Genomic DNA, 600 nt, shown 5'->3' on the forward strand with positions numbered 1-600 from the left:
CGACACACCCGCCTCCGCACCCGGGGCACCCGCGCCTGCCGCCGCCCCCGGCTCCTGGCCCACCGCGGCCCCCGTGGGCAGTGGGCGCCGCCCCGGCGGTTGGCCTACGGCCGCACCCGCGGGCGGTGGCTCCGCGCCCGCCCGCGGTGGACCGGCGCCCGGCGTCCCAGGCGCCTCCGCGCCCGCGGCCCCGGCCGCGCACGCCACCCAGCCCGGCCCTCCGTCGGCTCCCGCCACCCACACCCCCGCCCCCGGTGGACTCGACCCGCGCGTGCTGTGGCCGAACGTCCTGGAGGCGGTGAAGAACCGTCGCCGGTTCACCTGGATCCTGCTCAGCCAGAACGCCCATGTGGCCGGATTCGACGGCACGACCCTGCAACTCGGCTTCGTCAACGCGGGCGCCCGGGACAACTTCGCCAGCAGTGGCAGCGAGGACGTACTGCGGGCGGCGCTGACCGAGCAGTTCAACGTCAACTGGAAGATCGAGGCGATCGTCGACACGTCGGGCGGCGGGTCGTCCCCTGCGCAGGGCGCCCCCGGCGGTTACGGGTCTCCGGCTCCGGCCGCCGGTGGCTATGGCGGCGGAGGCGCGGGCGGCTA

The 600-nt window shown here is 77.3% G+C and carries 1 pseudogene; it reads left to right on the top strand.

The features are described 5' to 3' along the window. Positions 1 to 600: pseudogene (locus STRIP9103_RS47250) on the top strand (DNA polymerase III subunit gamma and tau); the annotation flags it as partial.

Source organism: Streptomyces ipomoeae 91-03 (assembly GCF_000317595.1).
Lineage (GTDB): Bacteria > Actinomycetota > Actinomycetes > Streptomycetales > Streptomycetaceae > Streptomyces > Streptomyces ipomoeae.